Raw genomic sequence first — 17,247 nt, forward strand, 5'->3', positions numbered from 1 at the left:
CATCAGACTGCGTAAGGAAAAAAGACACATGCTTGAAGCCTTTTATGCCACAGAACGCGGAAGTCTGGAAGATGCCACCATCAATGGTGGATTTGATCTACATCCCGAATTAGTATGGCTTGATCTTATTGCACCCTCTCAAGAAGAACAACAATGGGTCTTAGATGCTTACAATCAGAACTTACCTACACTAAAGTCGTTAGAAGACATTTCATCTTCTGCTCGATTCTACCGTGATGATGACGGTATTTTGCATATCAGCACCTATTTTTTAACGAAAAATAAAAATTATCAGGTTGATGGGGATGCCGAAGATTCTTCCCATATGCTTGCCATGGTGCAGACTGTTGCATTCATCTTACATAAAGACCGCTTATTTACTTTACGTGGTGAAAAGTTAGTTGCCTTTCGTGCTTTTCGTGCTCGAGCTCGTCGTAATGACTACGAAATGGATTATAAAGATCCAACATGGATTTTATTGGGCTTACTTGAAGCAAAGCTAGATGAGCTTGCGGATATCTTGGAAGATATCCACAAGGATCTAGAAAAATACTCAACCGAGGTTCTCAATAACCATCAACGTGAACAGATTTTAGATCTTGATGACATGATTACTCGCTTGGCACAACAAGAAGACATGCTTGGGAAAGCACAGCTCTGTTTAATTGATTTGCGCCGTGTTTTAACGTTTTTGTCTCGTCCACGTGCTTTAGGCAGTCATATCTACGATGCAGATATTCGAGAACTTAGTGAAGATGTTCGCTCGCTTGTTGAACATGACGCTTTCTTATTCCAAAAAGTACGATTCTTGCTTGATACAACGTCAGGATTTATTAACACTGAACAAAACGATACGATCCGTCGATTCTCGATATTACCAAGTATGTTGGCACCACCTATGTTGATCGCTAGTATCTATGGTATGAACACTGATGTACTTCCTTTCGCACACGGTACAACCAGCTTTATTATCGTTTTACTAATTATTATTGGTTTCTTTATTGGGCCTATCATTTATTTCCGCTGGAAAAAATGGATTTAAAGAGATTACTCCCGCAAATTTTGTATATAAAAAAGCACCTAAATTTAGGTGCTTTTTTATCTTTGCTCATCAAACCAAATGTAGGTCTTCTTGCAAATGGCAGGCTTGAATGATTTTCAGCATCTTCTCTGGTACATTTTTAAAATGTAATCCAGACTTTTGTGGAGTTTGACGTAGCCATTGCACTAAAACAGCCAAGGCTAACGTATTACCATGCTCAAGCTGCTTTAAATCAACAATTAAAGGAAAGCTTGTTTGCTTTTTAATAATTGCCAATCCAGCTTGGTATTGTTGTTCAGCATTTTCAAAATCAATTTTGCCTGAAACAACTAACTCTTGGTTAAGATACTGAACCACTCTTCACCTACTTATTTTTGTTTATTCTGATTAACAGCAGCATCTGCATCAGGTTGGAACGTAGCAATTGCTTTATTCAAATCACCGCCATTACGTTTCACAGTTGCAGCAAACTGGTTACGGAACTGCAATCCTAAATCAATACCAGAAACATTGATGTTACGGATTTTCCATTGTGAACCTTTGTCTGCCAACTGGAACGACACAGGAATTTTTTCACCATTGTGATTAAAATCTAAAGTCACAACAGGGTTTTTACCAGCTGTCGCCTTGTATGGACGCATCGTGTAAGTTTGGTTTGTATACTTAGCAAATGCACTACCGTAATTCTCAATTAATGTATTACGGAAGTTCGTTTCAAACTGAGCACGCTGTGCAGCAGTACTATATTGGTTTGTTGCATAAGTACCCATCACAATACGAGTAAACGCTTGTGAATCAACATACGGGTCTAAGTTTTGGCGTACAATTGTTTTTACTAATGCTGGGTTATTTTGCAATTTAGCATGATCGGCTTTTAAACGAGAAATCAAGCCATCAGCAACACGCTTAATAAAGTCAGGTGGTGCTTCTGAAGGTGCAGCAAAAGCTGTACCAGCAATCATAGTAGACAAAATACTTGCTGTAAGGGTTTGTTTAAACAACGTATTCACCTGGAACCACTCCTTCAAATAATCTCTTACTCAACAAATGACGGCTGTGCACTGCTGTCAGTACTTGCAGGAGCTTTTTCTTCTGCTGAGGATGAACCAGCGGCAACCTTACCTGCGCCACCACCAGTAATAAATTTACTAATAAGATCTTCTAGATCCATCGTTCCTTGGGTATTAGAAATAGTATCGCCACGTTTAAGGTAGTTTAGACCACCACCCGGTACGATTTTTAAATATTTCTCACCCAATAAACCATTGGTTGCAACCATTATATAAGCATCTTCATCAATACTTGTGATGGAGTTCATGTTACTGATCAGTTGCTGTTCCATTGTTTTTTGTTGCGCTGGAGTCGCTTGTGTATAATCAGAACTATAACGTAATTCGTCTAAAGCATTTTTTTGAACTTCTTTTAACTGTTCAGCATTAAAGCTTGTCAGTTTTCCATCAAGATCAAAAGTAACCGTAGCCAAACGTGTAACCGGATCAAGCGTGATTGAATCAACGCGGCCAATTGTTACACCGCTCATCGTCACTTTAGCACGAGGCTTTAAACCATTAACGTTATCAAACTGAGCTTTCATGGTGTAGCCATCGCTCAAGTTCGTGCCCACTAAACCACTCACTTTCATTGCTAAAAAGAATAAAGCAATACCGAAGATAATGACAAAGATACCTACGGCCAGCTCACTAGTACGTGATTTCATTAAATCCCTCCGAACATGACCGCAGTCAACACGAAATCAAAACCTAAAACACATAATGAAGAATATACAACCGTGCGGGTCATTGCCGTTGCAATGCCTTCAGGTGTCGGATCACATGCATACCCTTGGAAAACAGCAATCCATGTACACAGCAAAGCAAATACAATGCTCTTAATAATGCCATTTACGACATCGTGGCCAAATTGAACATTATTTTGCATACCACTCCAAAAGGAGCCTTCATCAACGCCAAGAAAGTCAACTCCAACCAATTTACCGCCAACAATACCAATCGCAGCAAAAATAACGGTTAACATTGGCAAACTGACTATACCAGCCCAAAGACGTGGTGATACGATTTGCTTTAAAGGATCAACACCAATCATTTCCATACTGGCAAGCTGTTCACTTTGTTTCATCGAACCAATTTCAGCAGTCAATGCAGAACCTGCTCGTCCAGCGAAGAGCAAAGCTGCAACAACCGGTGCAAGCTCACGCAGTAAAGTTAAAGACACCATTGTGCCTAGCATTGATTCACTACCAACATTGACTAATATTGAGTAGCCTTGCAACCCGAGTACCAGACCAATAAATAAACCTGATACCGTGATAATAAGTAAAGACATTACCCCTACACGATGCATTTGATAGACGAAACGTCCAAAACCGCCCGCTGAAGGTAATGAAAAAATAATCTGTAAGAGCATCAGTGCCGCAACACCAATCCCTCGAATCCGCTCAATAACGAGTCTACCTAACCAGGCAATCGTATTCATGGACGAACCTCGTTATCTAAATAAGCTTGGTGGCTAAACTGGTATTCAACCGGACCTTCTACCGAGCCGGTTAAGAACTGTTTTACAAATGGAGAAGCATAAGCTTGTAATTCTTCTGGCGTTCCTTCCCCTTGAATCTTCCCTTCCGCTACAACATAAATGTAGTCAGCAATAGATAGGGTCTCAGGAACATCATGCGAAACAATAATCGTAGTTAGATCTAAAGCTTCTCGCAATGAACGAATGAGACGTGTTAAAACACCCTTCACAATCGGGTCTTGCCCCGCAAAAGGTTCGTCATACATAATTAAATCGGGATCAAGCGCAATTGCACGAGCTAAAGCGACCCGTCGGTTCATACCACCTGACAACTCAGTAGGCATAAGCTGTTCTGTTCCACGCAAGCCCACCGATTCAAGTTTTAAAGCGACCAGTTCTGCAATGAGATTTTCAGAAAGCTTAGTATGCGCACGAATTGGAAAAGCGACATTTTCATAAACCGACATATCGGTAAATAAAGCTCCACTCTGGAACAGCATTCCCATACGCGCACGTGCTGCAAATAATTCCTGACGTGACATTTGAGCAATATCTTTGCCATCAAGCAAAACTTCGCCCTGATCGGGAACAAGCTGTCCACCAATCAAGCGTAATAAAGTCGTTTTACCTGTACCAGATGGTCCCATAATGGCCGTGATCTGGCCTCGACGTATATTTAAACTAATATTGTCATAAATGACGCGTTCCCCTCGGTTAAAACTCAAGTTTTTCACTTCAATCAGTGATTGAGTCGAGAGAGGAGTTTTATTATTCATAATGGCAATCATTCCTGCACTTTTATGCCCGCATACTATAACACTGAATTTTGGGAATCTTGTTGTAATTTTGACAAAAGCAAAACAAGCTAATATAGGAATATGAGCTAGATTTTGAAAAGAAATTTATTGATCGAGAACTTGAAACTGGTCTACGAAATGGCCAGTTAATAAAGCATAGGCAAAGTAGATTCCATTGCACAAAGCAAGTGCAATAAAAAGATATGGCAAACCACGTTGAAATAAGAATTTACTCAACCATGCCAAAGGCGACTCTTTTCGCTTACTTTTACGCATTATTACAATAAAAATTGAACTGTTTCACACTTTGTTATTTTATAACAAAACTAAAAAATAAAAAAGGCCAGTATGTAAACTGGCCTTTTTTTAAATCTCTTAAAGATTAACGGTCGAATTTACGACGGCGCTCACCACGAGATTCTTGATTAAAGTGTTCTTCGCGAACTGCGCGACGTGGACGGTCTTCACCACCGAAGCTACGTTTTGGACGATCACCAAAACCACCTTCACGACGTGGACGATCTTCACCACCGAAGCTACGTTGTGGACGGTCACCGAAACCGTTTTCACGACGTGGTTTATAGTCTACGCGGTTACCACGATTGTCATCATTTGAATCAAAACGAGGCTTATCGTTAAAACCACCTTCACGGCGTGGACGATCTGAGTTGAACTCGCGACGCGGACGATCTTCACCACCGAAGCTACGTTTTGGACGGTCTTCAAAACCACCTTCACGACGTGGACGGTCTGAGTTGAACTCGCGACGCGGACGATCTTCACCACCGAAGCTACGTTTTGGACGGTCTTCAAAACCACCTTCACGACGTGGACGATCTGAGTTGAACTCGCGACGTGGACGATCTTCGCCACCGAAAGCAGGACGCTCACCACGAGGCTTATCATCGAAGCTACGACGTGGACGATCATCACGACCACCTTCACGACGTTTGAAGTTACCTTCACCCTCGAAACGACGACCACCGCCGAAACCGCCACCACGACGACCATCACGGCCACCGTTACCACCACGACCGCCTTCACGACGTGGACGAGCTGGAGGTGGAGATGGCTCTAAACCTTCAATTTCAGAAACATTTAAACGAGCTTCTAAGTAATCTTCAAGCGCACGGATTTTACCGCGTTCACGATAAGTCGCTAAAGTAATCGCTTGACCTGTACGACCAGCACGACCTGTACGACCAATACGGTGTACATAATCTTCATGCTTCATTGGTAAGCCGAAGTTAATAACGTGTGAAATTGTTGGAACGTCAAGACCACGTGCAGCAACGTCAGTAGCAACTAAGATTTTCGCACGGCCTTCACGGATACTACGCAAACGACGGTTACGAACTGTTTGCGGCATTGCACCGTGAAGTGCAACAACTGAATGACCTGCTTCTGCAAGTTCTTCAGCCAACATATCTGTATCTTCTTGTGTGCTCGCGAATACAACAGCTTGGTCAAGCGTTTCATCAGCCAACCAGTGAGTCAGAAGTTTCTTCTTGTGTTCGAAACCATCTGTCCAGTGTAAAGTTTGGGTGATGTCAGTATTGGTGCTGTGACCAGTTTCAATTGCAATACGCTCAGGTTCATTCATCATGCGCTCAGCAAGACGAATAATACGGTCAGCAAAAGTTGCAGAGAACATTAACGTTTGACCACGATTCGCAGCCAAGTCACTGATCGCTTCTAAGTCTTCAGAGAAACCAAGGTCTAACATACGGTCAGCTTCGTCCACGATTAAAGCATCAACTTTGTCTAGCTTTAATTGACGACGGTTAACTAAGTCTAATAAACGACCTGGAGTCGCAACTACAACTTGAGCACCTTTAAGCTGTTGAATTTGTTTACCAAAAGGCATACCACCCATAATTGCAGCAATACGAACACCTTTCATGTGACGTACAAAAGCAATTGCGTCTTGGCTAACTTGTTGAGCCAATTCACGTGTTGGGCATAAAACTAAAATGCTAGGCTGAGTCACTGCTTTCATACGTTCTTTGAACGGAACGAAAGTATCTTGACCTGCCAAATTATGTAATGTCGGTAATAAGAATGCAGCAGTTTTACCAGAACCAGTCTGGCTAGAAACAAGAAGGTCTTTACCTTCTAAAGCAGCAGGAATAGATTGTTCTTGCACAGGAGTTGGGTTAGTAAAACCTAAACCTTCAAGAGCTTGTTGTAAGGTTTCGTGCAAAGAAAATTCGGCAAAAGTTTTGCTCATAGAGAGTTCCACCCCAAAGGGTGCTCCATTTTTAATAAATACAAATAGACATCGGCAAAAGCGGCAAAGCAAATATTAGCTGAATCTTATTATTCAGCAGCAATCCGAGTAACGACGATGTGGACTAAACGCACGCTTGATTACGGCCGCAACCTGAAGAATCGCTGAGCGATTGGGGCGCAAGAAATGGTCCTCTCTATGGACAGCGTGCGCTTACAATGAATAGAACAGAATGTTCAGGTAATGAACGGAAATTTAAGTGCGTGGGCGGATTATAGCAGAAAGAATTTAAAAGTCATGTGTTTTAATCAACTTTCTCGGTATTTCTACTGTTATTTGTATTTTACCGACCATTAAAAAGTAAAACCCTCTATAAAAAGAGGGTCTTACTCAGAAATAATTTTTTAAATTATTTTGCAGCTTTGTCCCAAGCAGGAACTACAGTTTGCATTAATGGCTTTAACATTTTCAGTGAGCATGCAATCACTTGGCCATTTTCAAGTGAATCATTACCACCACGTGCGTCAACCACAACACCACCAGCTTCCTTGATAATAAGCTCACCAGCAGCGATATCCCATGGCTTTAAACCAAGTTCAAAGAAACCATCGAAACGACCAGCAGCAACATACGCTAAGTCGAGAGCAGCTGAACCACCACGACGGATTTGAGCACCCGCTTGAGTCACAGCTAATAATGAAGCAAAGTGCTGTTCTGCATAAGACACAATTTCACCAGCACGTTTAGCACGGTAAGGGTGACCTACTGCCAAGAATGTATTTTCTAGGCTGTCTTTTACATTTACGCGAATACGACGCTGGTTCATCACTGCACCACGGCCACGACTTGCAGAGAACAATTCGTCACGTACTGGATCGTAAATTACGCCGTGCTGAGTAACACCTTTGTGCTGAACAGCAATAGAAATACAGAAATGAGGGAAACCATTAATAAAGTTTTGCGTGCCATCAAGAGGGTCGATCACCCAGCACCAGTCTGCATCGTGGCCTTTGCCCTCTTGCAAACCGAACTCTTCACCTAAGAAGCTATGGTTTTTATAACTTTTACGTAATGTATCAATCGTCAATTGTTCTAAATAACGATCTACACGTGTTACAGGACCATCAATGCCTTTCTCTTCAACTTGCAAATCGAGCTTATGACGATTTTGATGCGCTTTTAAAAGCTCTTGACCAACTGTTTGAGCCGCACGCGCAGCCATCACCACCATAGGTTCCATTGAACACCCACTACAATACAAATTTGAAGATTTTGACAAAGAATAATGCATAAAAGCGTATCCATTTTAGCAAATGAATACGCTTTTTGGGAAAAAATGTTTCGAAAAATTTTATTGAGGTATTAAACCACCTGATTTACCTTAAGCCATGCTCGCTCAATCGAGTTCAAAATACCCTTAGCATCTAAACCACAATCTTGTAGCATTTGATTATGTGTCGCCTGATGCAAGAACGAGTCAGGTAGACCTAAATTAATGATAGGTTTAACAATTTGTTCTTGAGCCATAAACTCATTCACTGCACTACCCGCACCACCCATAATCGCGTGTTCTTCAACTGTCACGAATAAATGAGTATGCTCAGCCAAGTCTCGAATCATTTGTTCATCAAGCGGTTTTACGAAGCGCATATTTACAACACACACACTGACGTCATGTTTTTGCGCAAATTGCTCAGCTGCTTCCAGAGCAACCATGACACGACTACCAAATGCTAAAACCGTAATCTGCTCATCACTGTTTGCTTTAATTTCTGCAACAATTTCAGCTTTACCCAATTCAAGAACAGTCATCTCTTTTTGGATTTCGACGCCCACACCTGCACCACGTGGATAGCGTACCGCAGCCGGGCCATTATAGGCATAGGCCGTATGAAGCATTTGACGGCATTCATTTTCATCTTTCGGTGCCATGATCACCATATTAGGCACAGTACGCATATAGGCATAGTCATATGCACCTGCATGCGTTGGACCATCTTCACCAACCAAGCCTGCACGGTCAATACCAAAAGTCACGTCAAGATTTTGCAATGCGACATCATGAATAAGCTGATCGTAACCACGCTGCAGGAATGTTGAATAAATGGCGACAACAGGTTTTAACCCTTCGCATGCCATTCCTGCTGCAAGTGTTACAGCATGCTGCTCTGCAATCGCGACATCGAAGAAACGCTGAGGAAATTGCTTCGCAAATTTAACCATGCCCGAGCCTTCACACATTGCAGGCGTGATCGCAAGCAAACGCTCATCTTGTGCAGCTTCATCACATAACCACTCACCAAACACATCAGAGTATTTTGGTGGTGTTTTCCCGCCCGAAGCAGCATTAATTTTGCCAATCGCATGGTAAGTAATCGGGTCTGCTTCAGCAGGAGCAAAGCCTTTACCTTTCTTGGTATAAACGTGAACTAAACGTGGACCTTTGCGTTTTTTGAGCGCGTTGAACACCTGAACCAACTGAGTGACATCGTGTCCATCAAAAGGCCCGAAATAATCAAAACCAATTGCTTTAAATAAATTATCTGCCGCATCGGTTGCCGATTGGTGTAATCGAGAGTTATATGTCCATTTTGGGTGTGGCTGGATATAAGCTTCACCATGTTCATTGACATTAACTAAATGACCTTTTTCCCAAATTGCAGCTAAATGTTTGGCAAAGCCACCTGTACTGCAAGAAATCGACATATCGTTGTCATTGAGTACAACAATTAAATCTGCATCATGAGCAACAGCATCATTCATTGCTTCAAATGCCATGCCCGCAGTCATTGCACCATCACCCACAATACAAACGACTTCACATGGGTCTTTCTGATAGCGACGTGCCAAAGACATACCCAAACCAGCTGAAATAGCAGTTGAAGAATGCCCTACCCCAAAGGTATCAAAAACAGACTCTTCTCTGGCAGGGAAAGCAGCCAATCCATTTTTAGCGCGAATGGTCGTAATTTGTTCACGGCGTCCAGTCAGGATTTTATGTGGGTATGCTTGGTGTCCCACATCCCAAACTAAACGGTCATTTGGTGTATTAAAGCAATAATGCAGCGCTACCGTCAGCTCAACCACGCCGAGGTTAGCACCGAAATGGCCACCACTCTGGCCTGCTGCATATAAAATATATTGACGCAACTCATCAGCCACTTGTAGTAATTGGCTATGCTCGAGCTGACGTAATTGTTGAGGATGATCAATCGCATCTAACAATGGCGTAACAGGGCGTTGAGTTGGAATTTCGGTATACAACATATGTGGCAAAGCCTTTATAAGCCTGGCAAATCCTAAGCTGGGTCAAAATGGGTCGATCATACAATCGAATGAAGTCACCTTCAATCAGCCACATTTGCGAACGAGATCATGCAAAGCAGTCTCTCATACAGTATGGGTATGGTTGGCAGATTATCCTGAATAATCTGACTATTTATCAACTATTATCGTCTTCTTTATACAAAAAAGAAAACCTTAGTGTGCAAAATGATTATGACAATTCGACCAATCTCCCAGCATTACGCTATACTTTAAACCGTTTTCGGTTAAAAGATGAGTTAATCTGTGCCTATAGAGTTCATTGCAACATCAAAACTCCCGACCGCTTTTGGTGAATTCAATATTTCTGTGTTTCAAGATCCCGTAACAGGTGAAGAACATGTGGCACTTTCCAAAGGGTTAGAAAATCCGCCAACGGGTCCTGTTTTGGTCCGCGTACATTCTGAATGCTTAACGGGTGATGCGTTTGCATCATTGAAATGTGACTGTGGCCCACAACTACAAGCCACTCAGAAACTCATCAATGAAGCAGGACAAGGTGTAATTTTATACTTACGCCAAGAAGGACGCGGTATTGGTTTAACCAATAAAATTCGTGCTTATGCCCTGCAAGATCAGGGGCACGATACAGTAGATGCCAATTTACTACTGAATTTACCCGCCGATGCACGTCGTTACGATATGTGCAGTATTATGCTCGACCACTTAAAAGTGAAAGAAGTTAAATTAATTACCAATAATCCTTTGAAAATTCAGGCACTCAAAGATCAAGGTATTAATGTCGTAGACCGTGTACCTTTAACTGTCGGCCGTAACCCTTTTAATGAACAATATTTAAAAACCAAACGTGAAAGAATGGATCACCTTTACCAAAAAGATGATTTTTGATTTCGAGCCCAAAATTTAAAAATTATATTTAAGGGATTTTTTCAGGAATTAGAAAAAATCCCTTACTTTTTTTATGGATTTATGTTTTGATGTATCTAATCTATTTCGATCATCTTTGAGGGTCATTATGCAACATCCGACTTCAACAGATATTCAACGTGTCCGCGAATTTCTCCTCGATTTACAAGCCCGTATTTGTGCCGGTTTAGAACAACAAGAAAAAGCTGGTGGTGGGACAGCAGAATTTATCATTGATGATTGGGAGCGCCCTGAAGGCGGTGGCGGCCGTTCACGTGTACTGCAAAATGGTACAGTGATTGAAAAAGGCGGCGTGATGTTTTCACATATCAACATTAGCAAACTTCCTGCTTCTGCAACAGAACGTCACCCTCAAATTGCAGGGGCAAAAGCTCAAGCGCTAGGTGTGTCTTTAGTCATTCACCCTAAAAACCCGAATATTCCAACCTCGCATGCGAATGTCCGCTTATTCGTTGCAGAACGTGAAGGTCAAGATCCGATTTGGTGGTTTGGTGGAGGTTTTGACTTAACGCCATTTTATCCAGATGATCAAGATGTTTTAAATTGGCACCAAGCCGCTTATGACCTCTGTAAGCCTTTTGGTGACAATGTTTATGCTGAACATAAAAAATGGTGCGATGACTATTTCTATTTAAAGCATCGCGATGAACAACGTGGTGTGGGCGGTTTATTCTTTGATGATTTAAATTGCTGGGATTTCGAAACCTGCTTTAAATATATTCAAGCAGTAGGTAATGGCTATTTAAATGCGATCTTGCCAATTTTCGAAAAACACCGCGAACAGCCTTATACCGAAGCTCAACGCGAATTTCAGCTTTATCGCCGTGGCAGATATGTCGAATATAACTTGGTGTATGACCGCGGTACGTTGTTTGGATTACAAACAGGTGGCCGTATTGAGTCGATTTTAGTTAGCTTACCTAATCTAGCTGCATGGTCTTATCGCCCTGAATGGGATGAAGACTCTTCAGAGAAGCGTTTAACTGACTACTATTTAAAACCTCGTGATTGGTTAGGTTTAGAAGAAAAAGTCGCCTAATTTTTTGTTTTGGGGATTCTTTGGCTTCCACCCTAAAGAATCTCCTTTTTTGATTTCCATTTGCCTTCATTCAAATATTTTTTCTTGTGCTATTTTGACTTATAGTGAGGCCTGCTGAATATTCAGTGCAGGCTCTATCTGCTTCATGCCATTTTAAAATTTTGGATACAAGAATGACCAAACAGTTTGCAGTAATTGGCAATCCGATCGAACAATCACGCTCTCCTGAATTGCATCATGCTTTCGCTGAAAAAACAGGTGTTGAGCTAAACTATCAAAAACGGCTTGCTCCTCTTGACGGTTTTGAATCGAGCATGCGAAGTTTCTTTGCAGAAGGCGGCAGTGGTATGAACGTTACTGTTCCTTTTAAAGAGCAAGCTTTTGCTTTATGTGATGTGTTAACCGAGCGTGCTCAAATTGCTAAAGCTGTAAATACCTTATGGATGGAAAATGGCAAATTGCATGGTGACAATACAGACGGCCAAGGCTTAGTTGCCGCAATTCAAGCTTTAGAATGGAAGCTTGAAAATACAACTATTTTAATTTTAGGAGCTGGCGGCGCAACTCGTGGTGTTATTTATCCCCTTGTACAGGCTGGTGCCAAAAAAATCATCATTGCAAACCGAACTTTAGCTCGTGCAGAACAACTTGTAGATGACTTAAAAACAGCAGTTCCACAAGCCCAATTACAAGCAATTTCCCTAAATGATTTAGAAGGAGATTTTGATATTGTGATTAATGCAACTTCGGCAAGTCTTTCAGGCGATGCTTTACAACTACCTGAAAAATTAGAATTCAAATATGCCTATGAAATGGCTTATGGCAAACCTTCTAGTTTCCTTGATCAAGCGAAACAACGTAATGTGCCTTACGCAGAAGGTTTCGGCATGTTAGTAGGCCAAGCTATTGAAGCCTTCTCTATCTGGAATGGCGTACGACCACAATTAAAAGATTTTCTATAAACCAAAAAAGAACCTACATATGTAGGTTCTTTTTTATCTTACTCATTATTTTTTAGCGGCAACCATTTGCTTATAAACTTCTCGGAAAACTTCATAATCGATAAATTCATTATGTTCAGGTTTTAAGTTCTGAATTGTTTTTTCCGAAAGCTGTTTTTTACGAGCAGCCACATAAACATTCCCTAAAATATCAGCCGTTTCTGATAACAGATGCTTTTCTTCAGCAGAAACACCATTTTGTTTTTCAAACTCTAACTGATACTGTTTTGAGAAAAGTTGGGCTGGCTGTTTATATTGCTTCTGTAGCTTCTGCCAAGCTTCACGCCCTGTTTTACCTTGTATAGTCGTTAATACAATATGATCTACAGCACGTCCTAACTCGTGGTCAAACTGATCATCTTGTTCAAGATGATGTTTTTTCTGTAAAGCGGTAATACGCTCTAAGGCTTTTCCTTGAGGATTATATGTATCTTCATCAGAGAACCAATAAGCATAAACCTCAGCAATTTCTTGTAGCTGTTGAACTGAGTAATACTTAATATATGACGGTTTTTCGGCAGTCAATTTGGCAATAAATACTGCTTTATAAGTTTTGTCATAAGCATGCGTTGCATCATAGGTTTTATCTGCAAGTACAGCCAGATTTGCATCTAAATCTTGTACATCACTATGTGTGCCCACAGGGTGCTCTGAAACATCACTTTGCCCAAGCTTTTCACTAAAACCTTTAATAAAGTTTTCCAGCATAGAACCTTTACTTGCTTCAGCTACAGATTTAGCTTGTTTAAGCTGCTGCTGATCAATTGAAGTCGCTTTCCCATAATTCAGAATTTGCATATCTGCTTTAATATTGAAGCGGTGCTTAAACTCAGCTGGCGTATAATCAACATCGTAATCCATATTGACTGCACGGCCTTTGTCATCTAAAGCCACATCAATTGTGATTGGGTTTCTTTGCTTCGGTAAAGCTTGTTCAATTTCATCCTTATGTTTTAACCAAAGAGCTTTGAATGCTTCATCATTAATAAACTGGTTTTGGTTATACGCTTCAAAAATTTGCTTTAAAGCGTCCTGACGAGACTTAATTTGCGCTTTTTGAATACTTGTATCGCTCTGATCTAGGACATCAATACCGTAGATTTGGCAATAATTAATATCCCCTAAAGCGACCGGTTTTTTAAGCGATTTTAATTCAATACATTGATCTTCCGTCAGTGCAACTACTTCTTCATTTTCTGAGGTTTGTTCAGTCTCTGCTACAGCTACATCACTCGCCTCTTCACTAGAAGCAGACTCTACTTCCTCATCTTCAGAAGTAGAGGTATTGCCTAAATGAGCATTAACAAGGGAGTACAACTGTTGGCTAACAGCAGCGGCGTCATCAGAAGAAACCTTTTGTTCTTCTTTATCTGCAGTGCCTTTTTTCGCATCAGAAGCAGCAATCTCTGCGGCAAGCGTTTCAGCAAGTTTTTCCTCATCAAGACCTAAAACACTTTTTTGAAGATATTTTTTATTAACTTGCCCAAACAAATCTACTTCTAAAAGCAGTTGCTCAACCGTCGTCTTTAAACGAATTCTTTCAACCGCCCCTGCTTTACGATCAGCCTCAGTCAACGATACACGTTGTAAGTTTTGCGGTTCAGCTAATCGATATGAAACAGCACTTGAAGCTTTAAGGTATTCAATAAATTTCTTCTTATCGACATTTTTAAAGAAGGCTTTATATTTTGAGAAATCAACATAAGCTAAATTATTTTGGTTATCTTTATTGACCAAATATGGCATCAAACCAAAATAATTTATGTAAAACTTATAATTCTCAAGATCAAGCACCATTGGCAATTTTGCCTGAACTAAAAGTGTCGGTTTTTCATATCTAGCAGTTAAATTAAATGAACCCATTTTTTGACGATAATGTATCGAGCCGTCATAACTAAACTGAAGATCATTTAACAAATTAAATAATACGGTATTAATTTTTTCAGAACGTGTTGAGGAAGTCAGTCCCAAATCACCTTGTTCGTTTGCAATCGCCGCATATAAGGTTTGTTTCTGTGCTTTACTTAAGGCAACTTTTTGTTCACGTAAATATTGATCAACTTTCTTTTGTAATTCAGCATCTAGCTTAGCAGTATTCTCAGCTTTTACATTTTGCTTTATTTGTGAAGGATCAACGGTAATTTTAAAGTTTCCGCGATAATCATAACTTGGGTATTCATACATCGCATTAACACTTTGAATGGCTTTTTGCTCTAAACTCGCAGATGCCACCTGTGAACGCACGCCGTGTTGTGCACATGCCGTCAAGCCCAAACTAAATAAACATAAACTGAGATATTTTAAATGCATAACCTTTTTTAAAACCTTATCGCTTTATCTTTTTAACAAAACTTGCTAAAAATAAAAAAATTAGTTGTTTTTTCACATAAAAGTATAAGTCCCGACTTTAGCAGAAATTATAATTTCAGGTGTATTTATTTTCGACAAAATTCGCTTTTCTGACATTCCTTTCGGGTGCGATTAACATTGTATTTTTATCATGCGAGTGAATAATCAAATCATCGATTCAGATAATCCCACAATGATTCAAAATTAGGATTAAAGCCATGCCAGCATATAAAGCTCCGCTACACGATATCCGCTTCTTAATGAATGAAGTACTAGACTATCCTGCTCACTACAAAACTTTATCAAATGGTGAAAGTGCAGATCCTGATACAGTAGATATGATTCTTGAAGGTGCAGCAGATTATTGTGAAAATGTACTGTCTCCACTTAACCAATCTGGCGATGAAGAAGGTTGCCATTTTGACAACGGCGAAGTTAAAACGCCAAAAGGTTTTAAAGAAGCTTATGACCAGTTTGTAATGGGTGGCTGGCAAGGTCTTTCTTATCCGGAAGAATTTGGTGGTCAAGGCCTACCAATGTCTTTAAACCTGATTAAATCAGAGATGATGGGTACTGCGAACTGGTCATTTACCATGTATCCAGGTTTAAGCTCAGGCTGTATGAATACTATTTTGCAATTCGGTACAGATGAGCAAAAACAAACGTATATGCCGAAACTTGTTGAAGGTACATGGAGCGGCACAATGTGCTTAACCGAACCTCAATGTGGTACAGACTTAGGTCAGGTAAAAACCAAAGCTGAACCACAAGCTGACGGCACTTATAAGATTTCTGGTACAAAAATCTTTATTTCTGCCGGTGAGCATGATTTAACAGAAAACATTATTCATATTGTGCTTGCACGTCTTCCAGATGCACCAGCAGGTACTCGTGGTATTTCATTATTTATCGTCCCTAAATTTATCCCAACTGCGGATGGCGGCGTAGGTGAACGTAATACTGTAAGCTGTGGTTCAATCGAACACAAAATGGGTATCCGCGCTTCTGCAACTGCTGTATTGAACTTTGATAATGCAACAGGTTACCTCATTGGTGAAGTAAACAAAGGCTTACATGCCATGTTTACCTTTATGAACACAGCGCGTATTGGTACTGCGGTTCAAGGTATTGCCCATGCAGAGTTATCTTTCCAAGGCGCTCTACCATATGCCAAAGAACGTATATCTATGCGTGCCCTTTCAGGTAAAAAAGATCCAGATAAAGTTGCTGATGCAATCATTCACCATGCTGACGTACGCCGCATGTTGTTAACTCAAAAAGCAATCGCTGAAGGTGGTCGTTCAATGATCTACTACGCAGCACAGCTTGCTGACAAAATGACAGATGCTTTGACACGCGGTGACCAAGCTGCATTTGAAGATTATGATGATAAACTTGGTTTCTATACACCAATCTTAAAAGGTTTCTTGACCGAGCTTGGCCTAGAAGCTGCTAACCACGGTATGCAAGTGTACGGCGGCCATGGTTACATTAAAGAATGGGGTATGGAGCAAATCGTACGTGATGCCCGTATTTCTACTTTGTATGAAGGAACAACTGGTGTTCAAGCACTTGATTTGATTGGTCGTAAAGTGTTGTTAAGCTCAAAAGGTAAAGTAGTTCGTGAATACACTGCTGAGATCTTAAAGTTCTGTGCTGCACATGCTCGTAATAAATACTTACGTCGTTTTGCTTGGGACTTAACAAAGCTTTGTGCTCAGTGGAACACTTTAACTGTTCGTATCATGCTTGCTGCACGTAAAGATCGTGACATCGTATCTTCTGCTTCTGTAGATTTCTTGATGTTCTCAGGCTATGTGATGATGGCTTATTTCTGGGCACAACAAGCAGTTGTCGCTTCTGAAAAATTAGAAGCAGGTAATGGCCAAGAAACTCCTGAGTTCTATAAAGCAAAAATTAAAGTTGCAGATTTCTACTTTGACCGTTTATTACCACGTGCTCAAGGTCATGCAGAATCAATGGTAACGACTTCTCGTACGCTGACTTCATTACCAGCGGAACACTTCAGTTTCGACTACTAATGA

The 17,247-nt window shown here is 40.8% G+C and carries 15 protein-coding genes; 5 read left to right on the forward strand and 10 right to left on the reverse strand.

The features are described 5' to 3' along the window. Positions 1 to 28: 28 nt before the first annotated feature. Complete coding sequence (locus tag EGS71_RS10610) at positions 29 to 1,042, forward strand: CorA family divalent cation transporter (RefSeq protein WP_000888321.1); 1,014 nt, start codon at positions 29 to 31, stop codon at positions 1,040 to 1,042. A 69-nt stretch (positions 1,043 to 1,111) separates the two neighbouring features. On the opposite strand, the gene EGS71_RS10615 is transcribed toward EGS71_RS10610, so the two are convergent. The 9 genes from EGS71_RS10615 to dxs form a co-directional block, all read right to left on the reverse strand. Then, complete coding sequence (locus EGS71_RS10615) at positions 1,112 to 1,399, reverse strand: STAS domain-containing protein (protein WP_000250997.1); 288 nt, start codon at positions 1,397 to 1,399, stop codon at positions 1,112 to 1,114. An 11-nt stretch (positions 1,400 to 1,410) separates the two neighbouring features. Then, complete coding sequence (locus EGS71_RS10620; protein WP_001093907.1) at positions 1,411 to 2,052, reverse strand: MlaC/ttg2D family ABC transporter substrate-binding protein; 642 nt, start codon at positions 2,050 to 2,052, stop codon at positions 1,411 to 1,413. 26 nt (positions 2,053 to 2,078) lie between these two features. Then, a complete protein-coding gene (locus tag EGS71_RS10625; RefSeq protein ID WP_000842362.1) occupies positions 2,079 to 2,759 on the reverse strand; it encodes an outer membrane lipid asymmetry maintenance protein MlaD in 681 nt (226 codons plus the stop codon). Next, a complete protein-coding gene (mlaE, locus tag EGS71_RS10630; RefSeq protein ID WP_001091949.1) occupies positions 2,759 to 3,535 on the reverse strand; it encodes a lipid asymmetry maintenance ABC transporter permease subunit MlaE in 777 nt (258 codons plus the stop codon). Before mlaE ends, EGS71_RS10625 begins: the two co-directional genes overlap by 1 nt. Then, on the reverse strand, positions 3,532 to 4,350 hold the full coding sequence (locus EGS71_RS10635; protein WP_004735419.1) for an ABC transporter ATP-binding protein: 819 nt from the start codon (positions 4,348 to 4,350) through the stop codon (positions 3,532 to 3,534). Before EGS71_RS10635 ends, mlaE begins: the two co-directional genes overlap by 4 nt. Positions 4,351 to 4,476: 126 nt before the next feature. Beyond that, entirely contained in the window at positions 4,477 to 4,617 is a 141-nt protein-coding gene (locus EGS71_RS22460; protein WP_002125530.1) for a hypothetical protein, read from the reverse strand. A 136-nt stretch (positions 4,618 to 4,753) separates the two neighbouring features. Then, positions 4,754 to 6,601 carry a DEAD/DEAH box helicase gene (locus EGS71_RS10640; RefSeq protein WP_000047395.1) on the reverse strand — a complete coding sequence of 616 codons (1,848 nt, stop codon included), beginning with the start codon at positions 6,599 to 6,601 and terminating at the stop codon, positions 4,754 to 4,756. 409 nt (positions 6,602 to 7,010) lie between these two features. Beyond that, positions 7,011 to 7,841 (reverse strand): inositol monophosphatase family protein, encoded by an 831-nt coding sequence (locus EGS71_RS10645; RefSeq protein WP_000433617.1) that lies wholly within the window; start codon positions 7,839 to 7,841, stop codon positions 7,011 to 7,013. 122 nt (positions 7,842 to 7,963) lie between these two features. Further along, complete coding sequence (dxs, locus tag EGS71_RS10650; protein WP_000967375.1) at positions 7,964 to 9,868, reverse strand: 1-deoxy-D-xylulose-5-phosphate synthase; 1,905 nt, start codon at positions 9,866 to 9,868, stop codon at positions 7,964 to 7,966. A gap of 303 nt (positions 9,869 to 10,171) precedes the next feature. Between dxs and ribA the strand changes: the two genes are divergently transcribed. The 3 genes from ribA to aroE all read left to right on the forward strand — a co-directional run bounded on the left by ribA (position 10,172) and on the right by aroE (position 12,814). After that, positions 10,172 to 10,774, forward strand: coding sequence for a GTP cyclohydrolase II (ribA, locus tag EGS71_RS10655; RefSeq protein WP_001121174.1), 603 nt, complete (start codon positions 10,172 to 10,174; stop codon positions 10,772 to 10,774). Positions 10,775 to 10,901: 127 nt separating this feature from the next. Beyond that, positions 10,902 to 11,852 carry an oxygen-dependent coproporphyrinogen oxidase gene (gene hemF / locus EGS71_RS10660; protein ID WP_001164617.1) on the forward strand — a complete coding sequence of 317 codons (951 nt, stop codon included), beginning with the start codon at positions 10,902 to 10,904 and terminating at the stop codon, positions 11,850 to 11,852. Positions 11,853 to 12,025: 173 nt separating this feature from the next. Continuing rightward, positions 12,026 to 12,814: a shikimate dehydrogenase gene (aroE, locus tag EGS71_RS10665; protein WP_000166021.1), complete on the forward strand. Its 789-nt coding sequence runs from the start codon at positions 12,026 to 12,028 to the stop codon at positions 12,812 to 12,814. A gap of 45 nt (positions 12,815 to 12,859) precedes the next feature. On the opposite strand, the gene EGS71_RS10670 is transcribed toward aroE, so the two are convergent. After that, positions 12,860 to 15,163, reverse strand: coding sequence for a hypothetical protein (locus tag EGS71_RS10670; protein WP_000550364.1), 2,304 nt, complete (start codon positions 15,161 to 15,163; stop codon positions 12,860 to 12,862). A 257-nt stretch (positions 15,164 to 15,420) separates the two neighbouring features. On the opposite strand from EGS71_RS10670, the gene EGS71_RS10675 reads away from it, so the two are divergent. Then, positions 15,421 to 17,244, forward strand: coding sequence for an acyl-CoA dehydrogenase C-terminal domain-containing protein (locus EGS71_RS10675; protein ID WP_001112079.1), 1,824 nt, complete (start codon positions 15,421 to 15,423; stop codon positions 17,242 to 17,244). The last annotated feature ends 3 nt before the right edge of the window (positions 17,245 to 17,247 follow it).

Source organism: Acinetobacter sp. FDAARGOS_559 (assembly GCF_003940475.1).
Lineage (GTDB): Bacteria > Pseudomonadota > Gammaproteobacteria > Pseudomonadales > Moraxellaceae > Acinetobacter > Acinetobacter baumannii.

What these genes read in the sequence shown, in the direction of transcription:
- EGS71_RS10610 (WP_000888321.1), top strand. Translation starts at nt 29, where the DNA reads ATGCTTGAAGCCTTTTATGCCACAGAACGCGGAAGTCTGGAAGATGCC.
- EGS71_RS10625 (WP_000842362.1), bottom strand. Translation starts at nt 2,759, where the DNA reads ATGAAATCACGTACTAGTGAGCTGGCCGTAGGTATCTTTGTCATTATC.
- mlaE (WP_001091949.1), bottom strand. Translation starts at nt 3,535, where the DNA reads ATGAATACGATTGCCTGGTTAGGTAGACTCGTTATTGAGCGGATTCGA.
- EGS71_RS10635 (WP_004735419.1), bottom strand. Translation starts at nt 4,350, where the DNA reads ATGAATAATAAAACTCCTCTCTCGACTCAATCACTGATTGAAGTGAAA.
- EGS71_RS10640 (WP_000047395.1), bottom strand. Translation starts at nt 6,601, where the DNA reads ATGAGCAAAACTTTTGCCGAATTTTCTTTGCACGAAACCTTACAACAA.
- EGS71_RS10645 (WP_000433617.1), bottom strand. Translation starts at nt 7,841, where the DNA reads ATGGAACCTATGGTGGTGATGGCTGCGCGTGCGGCTCAAACAGTTGGT.
- dxs (WP_000967375.1), bottom strand. Translation starts at nt 9,868, where the DNA reads ATGTTGTATACCGAAATTCCAACTCAACGCCCTGTTACGCCATTGTTA.
- hemF (WP_001164617.1), top strand. Translation starts at nt 10,902, where the DNA reads ATGCAACATCCGACTTCAACAGATATTCAACGTGTCCGCGAATTTCTC.
- aroE (WP_000166021.1), top strand. Translation starts at nt 12,026, where the DNA reads ATGACCAAACAGTTTGCAGTAATTGGCAATCCGATCGAACAATCACGC.
- EGS71_RS10670 (WP_000550364.1), bottom strand. Translation starts at nt 15,163, where the DNA reads ATGCATTTAAAATATCTCAGTTTATGTTTATTTAGTTTGGGCTTGACG.
- EGS71_RS10675 (WP_001112079.1), top strand. Translation starts at nt 15,421, where the DNA reads ATGCCAGCATATAAAGCTCCGCTACACGATATCCGCTTCTTAATGAAT.